Genomic DNA, 4,828 nt, shown 5'->3' on the forward strand with positions numbered 1-4,828 from the left:
CCTGTACGACGGCGACGTGCTCTCCACGAATGATCCCCCTCCGCCGTGATCGATCAGAAGATCATCTCACCCGGTCGGCCAACGTGACAGCGCCCGTGGAGGAGCTGAGCGACGGACCCGTCGTACTTGAGGGCCATGAGCGCTGCTTCGGCGATCTTGTCGTGGCCGGCGGCGAAGAACTTGCCCAGACCGACGTCGGTACCGGGCGCTGGGCGGCGGCGTTAACGCGGTCGGCCAGGTCGCGGTCGCTGAGGACGGCGCGGCAGCTGCTACTCCGCCGTCGTCTCCACGAGCCGCAACGAGGCTGGCCGATGGGCTACGGCTCGGTGAACGAGCCGAGCCGGTCGTCTCTTCGGCCTGGGCCGCCCGTGGCTCCGCCCCGACACCCGGACCGGCGGTCACTACACCCCGCTCAAAGCTCAGCGACTCTTGCTGCGGGGAGACAAGACACCGAGCCGGGCGGCCACTTGGCCTGCCGTGGCTATCAGGAATCGGAGTAGCTGAGGTCCCCGACCGTCCAGCTGCTGACGTCCTCGATGGCGATGCGGTACATGCCGCCGGTGTGGGGCAGTCCGAAGTCGCCCTGCAGGATCTTCGCCCGGTGGAGATGCAGATGGGTGGGCCGTGCGGGCGGGCCGTCGGCGGGCGGGGCGAAGAGAGCGGCGAAGGGCTTCAGGTGCTCCGAGGCCTGGAGGACCTCGGCCACCCGCTCCAACCACAGGGCCACCGGCGCGAGCCTGCCGGTGATCACGGCTCCGGGGACCACTACGGTCAGGGACATCTGGTTGCTGTGCTCGGACTCGACCATCGCGGCGATGTCGACGAGCAGCCCGTCGGGGTTCGACATGTCCCCCAGAATATGACACCGCCTCCGCGGGGCCCACGGGCCTGGGCAGCGGCCATGGCGGTCACCGGCGTTGCGCCTGCTGTACGGCCGGACGCTGCGCGGCGGCGATCTGACGTGCCGATCGGCTGGACCGCGGTGCCGGGCAGGTGGGAGCAGCTGTGAGGGCCGGGCCGTCGCCCGGATCGTGCGGGCCGGCGGTGACGAGCAGGGTCGGCTCCGAGGGTGGTGACGGTGAAGCCCGCGGAGCCGAGGACCTCCGACAGGGCCAGCATCAGCGCGCCGCGGATGCCGCGGAACCCGGTGCGCCCGGCGACGACGGCGGGATGCGGGCAGGCGTGGCAGGTCGGGCCGATCAGCTCTTGGCCCGGGCCCATCCCAGCACCGGTGATCCCCGGATCCGGCCATCACCGGTGAGGCCGCGGCCGCAGCGACGGGTGCTCGTTCGGCCCGTCAGGGCGTGCGTCCCCCGGCCGTCGCGCCAGCCAGGGGTGTACCGCAGGGCCCGCACCATGCGTGGGGCGGCGGACTCGGTGGAGAACCGCGTGCGTCCGGCGTCAGAGTTTGAACATCGTGGCGTAGGGCTGGGTGATGCGTTCCTGTCGCGATCCGAAGTCGACGAGTACCGCGATGTCACTGTCGCCTTCGACGCCGATGGCCCGGCCGAGGCCGTACGTGTCGTGGGTGACGCGGTCACCGACGGCGAAGTGCTTGCACGGTGCTTCGATCCGGGCTCTGAAGGGGCTGGCGGGCAGGACACGGCGGACTGCTGCTGATTTCGTCATTCCGTGCAGTATGCGCCGAAAATCGCGGGAGCGCGCCTTCTTCTTCGCGCACTCAATTTCGGAGCGCCTCCGGATGGTGCCGGTGGGCGTGGCACGTCGCTTTCGCGGGTCTGCCGCGCCGAGGGCAGAGGCTCGGCGCCTGCGCGACGCGCCCTCCCCGGAAGAGCGACTGGTAGGCGCCCAAGGGGCGGATGACATGCCCAACTAGGATGCCATGCAGTCACTTTGACAGTTCTGCGACCTCGTGGCCGGCGCCCCCGGCAAGGGGCGTCGCAGAACCGGGGGCGGAATATCCACCCGCGGCGGGCCTGGGCCTGCTAGAGTCGTTTTAGTTGCAGTAGTGGTTCCCATGAACTTTGTGTGCGCCTGCTGATGTTTCGCAGGCGCCTTTTGTTTCCCGGCTCTTTCCCGGGTGGGTGCTCATCGCGGCGACTCGAAGCGCGCGCTGTGCACGCTTCGGACAGCCCCTTGAAGGAGATTTCTTTATGGCTAATGGCACTGTGAAGTGGTTCAACGCGGAAAAGGGCTTCGGCTTCATCGAGCAGGACGGTGGCGGCGCTGACGTCTTCGCCCACTACTCGAACATCAACGCCAACGGCTTCCGCGAGCTGCTCGAGGGCCAGAAGGTCGAGTTCGACGTCACGCAGGGCCAGAAGGGCCCGCAGGCCGAGAACATTCGTCCGCTGTAGTTTCCGCCACGGCACCCGCCTGGTAGCGAGGGGCCCGCACCGCGTACATGATGCCCGGTGCGGGCCCCTCGGCATTGCTCCACCATGCACATCCCCGGCCGTTCAGGCCCCTGGCTCCGCCACCGGCGGCCATCCCCACGCGAGACGAGCAGCGCCGCGTCCGGACCGCCGCCCTGCCGTGACATCCCACGGTTCGAGGATCTCCGTTCCCGCCCCGGCGGTGAGCGCCGACCTGAGGTGACGTGCCGCACGGTTTCACCGTCCACGCCCCGCGCTCCACACTTTTGGCCCGTTCCCTCGCGACCTCCTGCCGGCGCCCCGTGCCGCGGAGCCGCCTCGCGACGTGCCACCCCAGGAAGGTTTCACATGAACCGCTCCCGCCGCTCCCCGTACCAGAACGCCAACTCCCGTTCCTCGGCCTCCTCCCGATCCGCCGGCGCCGCCTACGGTTCCCGCTCGGGTGGCGGCTCCTTCTGCGGCGACCGGCCAGCCGGCGGCCGTAGTGCCCGTCAAAGCCTTTCCTCGCAAGGCGAGTTCGCGATGTCGGTGAGCACCACCCCGGCGCTGCCCGCCGTCGAATCGTTCGACGAGCTGGACATGCCCAAGGCGCTGCAGTCGGTGCTGACCCGCCAGGGCGTCACCACGCCGTTCCCGATCCAGGCCGCGACACTGCCGAACTCGCTGGCCGGACGTGACGTCCTCGGACGCGGACGGACGGGCTCCGGCAAGACCATCGCGTTCGGTCTCGCGGTGCTGGCCCGCATCGCCGGCCGACGCGCGGAGCCGCGCCGCCCGCTGGCCCTGGTCCTGGTCCCCACCCGCGAGCTCGCCCAGCAGGTCACCGACGCCCTCACCCCGTTCGCGCACGCGGTGCGGCTGCGGATGGCGGCCGTGGTGGGCGGGATGTCGATCGGCGGCCAGGCACACGTGTTGAACCGCGGGGCGGAGGTCGTCGTGGCCACCCCCGGCCGGCTCAAGGACCTGATCCAGCGCGGCGACTGCCAGCTCGACCGGGTCGGCGTCACCGTCCTCGACGAGGCCGACCAGATGGCCGACATGGGCTTCCTGCCGCAGGTCACCGAACTCCTGGAACAGGTCGCCGAAGGCGGCCAGACGATGCTGTTCTCCGCCACCCTGGACCGCAACGTCGACCGCCTCGTGCGGCACTTCCTGAAGGACCCGGTCACCCACTCGGTGGACCCGTCCGCGGCGGCGGTCAGCACCATGGAGCACCACGTTCTGTACGTGCAGAACTTCGACAGAACGCCACGATCGCCCACATCGCCTCCCGCGACGGCGGGGTGATCATGTTCACCGACACCCGGGACCGCGCCGACGCGCTGGTGGAGGACCTGCTCGCCAACGGGGTCAAGGCCGCGGCCCTGCACGGCGGCAAGTCCCAGCCCCAGCGCACCCGGACCCTGGAGCAGTTCCGCACCGGCCAGGTCACGGCGCTGATCGCCACCAACGTCGCCGCCCGGGGCATCCACATCGACGGCCTCGACCTCGTCGTCAACCTGGACCCGCCGAGCGACCACAAGGACTACCTCCACCGGGGCGGCCGCACCGCCCGGGCCGGCGAGTCCGGCACCGTCGTCACCCTCGTCCTGCCCAGCCAGCGCCGCCAGACGGCCCGCCTGATGACCACCGCCGCCATCACCCCCATCACCACCCGTGTCAGAGCCGGTGACGAGGACCTGACCCGCATCACCGGCGCCCGCGTCCCCACCGGCGTGCCCGTCGTCATCGCCGACCCCGTCGTCGAACGCCCCCGCCGCAGCACGGCCGCGAAGCGCGGCCGCCGCGGACGCCCCGCCCCCACCGGCGGCGACACCCGCGCCAACGGAGCGAGCCGCGACACCCAGGGCCCCTCCGGCCGCCGCCGGGCACCCAGGCGCATCGTCCCCACGGCCTAGAAGGCAGGCCCGGGCCGGGCCGCCCCCGCGTTCCAGGCCTCCGGCGGCCCCCCGGCGGCCGTCCCACCGCCAGTACCCCGACCACCGCCGGCCCCGGCGGAAACGACACCACGGAGCCCCATGACCCTCACCCTCGAACGCCCCGCGACCACCACCACGGTCCGCGACCTCATGACCCGCCCCGACCTCCAGATCAGCGACGACGTCATGCTCGACATGGCGATCCACATCCTGGACGGCTCCGGCGCCGACCACCTCCTGGTCCGCGACGAGGACGGCCGCTGCGCCGGGCTGGTGACCCGCCTGCACCTCGCCCCCTTCCAGACCCGCACCCAGTCCACCGAGCGCACCCCGGTCCGCGACATCGCCTTCGACCGCGCCCCGTTCGCCACCGCCGACATGCTCGCCGCCACCGCAGCCTCCGCCATGCGCGCCCGAGGCCTAGCCGTGTGGCCGGTGGTCGACCCCGACGGCCACGCCATCGGCCTGCTCGGCCTCTGGTGTACTGACCACGGAGGTTGGTGACAGGGCTCACGGCCGGGTGATCTTGAAATGAGTGAGGGCCTTCTGGCCAGGTGTGGATTGCGACATCAG

4 protein-coding genes and 1 pseudogene are annotated in these 4,828 nt (G+C 71.2%); 3 read left to right on the top strand and 2 right to left on the bottom strand.

Features of this window, described 5'->3' with window-relative positions:
* Positions 1 to 484: 484 nt before the first annotated feature.
* On the bottom strand, positions 485 to 847 hold the full coding sequence (locus ACWC9T_RS40785) for a hypothetical protein (protein WP_449826074.1): 363 nt from the start codon (positions 845 to 847) through the stop codon (positions 485 to 487).
* 554 nt (positions 848 to 1,401) lie between these two features.
* The gene (locus ACWC9T_RS40790) at positions 1,402 to 1,629 is read right to left on the bottom strand and encodes a hypothetical protein (RefSeq protein WP_449826075.1); all 228 of its coding nucleotides are present in this window, start codon (positions 1,627 to 1,629) and stop codon (positions 1,402 to 1,404) included.
* A 485-nt stretch (positions 1,630 to 2,114) separates the two neighbouring features.
* Between ACWC9T_RS40790 and ACWC9T_RS40795 the strand changes: the two genes are divergently transcribed.
* From ACWC9T_RS40795 to ACWC9T_RS40805, 3 genes and pseudogenes are all read left to right on the top strand, one after another.
* Complete coding sequence (locus ACWC9T_RS40795; RefSeq protein ID WP_099897249.1) at positions 2,115 to 2,318, top strand: cold-shock protein; 204 nt, start codon at positions 2,115 to 2,117, stop codon at positions 2,316 to 2,318.
* A gap of 366 nt (positions 2,319 to 2,684) precedes the next feature.
* Positions 2,685 to 4,234 (top strand): annotated as a pseudogene (locus ACWC9T_RS40800) (DEAD/DEAH box helicase).
* 120 nt (positions 4,235 to 4,354) lie between these two features.
* Positions 4,355 to 4,759, top strand: a complete 405-nt coding sequence (locus ACWC9T_RS40805; RefSeq protein WP_449826076.1) for a CBS domain-containing protein — start codon at positions 4,355 to 4,357, stop codon at positions 4,757 to 4,759.
* Positions 4,760 to 4,828 lie beyond the last annotated feature (69 nt).

The organism is Kitasatospora sp. NPDC001159, assembly GCF_053598235.1.

What these genes read in the sequence shown, in the direction of transcription:
- ACWC9T_RS40805 (WP_449826076.1), top strand. Translation starts at nt 4,355, where the DNA reads ATGACCCTCACCCTCGAACGCCCCGCGACCACCACCACGGTCCGCGAC.
- ACWC9T_RS40795 (WP_099897249.1), top strand. Translation starts at nt 2,115, where the DNA reads ATGGCTAATGGCACTGTGAAGTGGTTCAACGCGGAAAAGGGCTTCGGC.
- ACWC9T_RS40785 (WP_449826074.1), bottom strand. Translation starts at nt 847, where the DNA reads ATGTCGAACCCCGACGGGCTGCTCGTCGACATCGCCGCGATGGTCGAG.
- ACWC9T_RS40790 (WP_449826075.1), bottom strand. Translation starts at nt 1,629, where the DNA reads ATGACGAAATCAGCAGCAGTCCGCCGTGTCCTGCCCGCCAGCCCCTTC.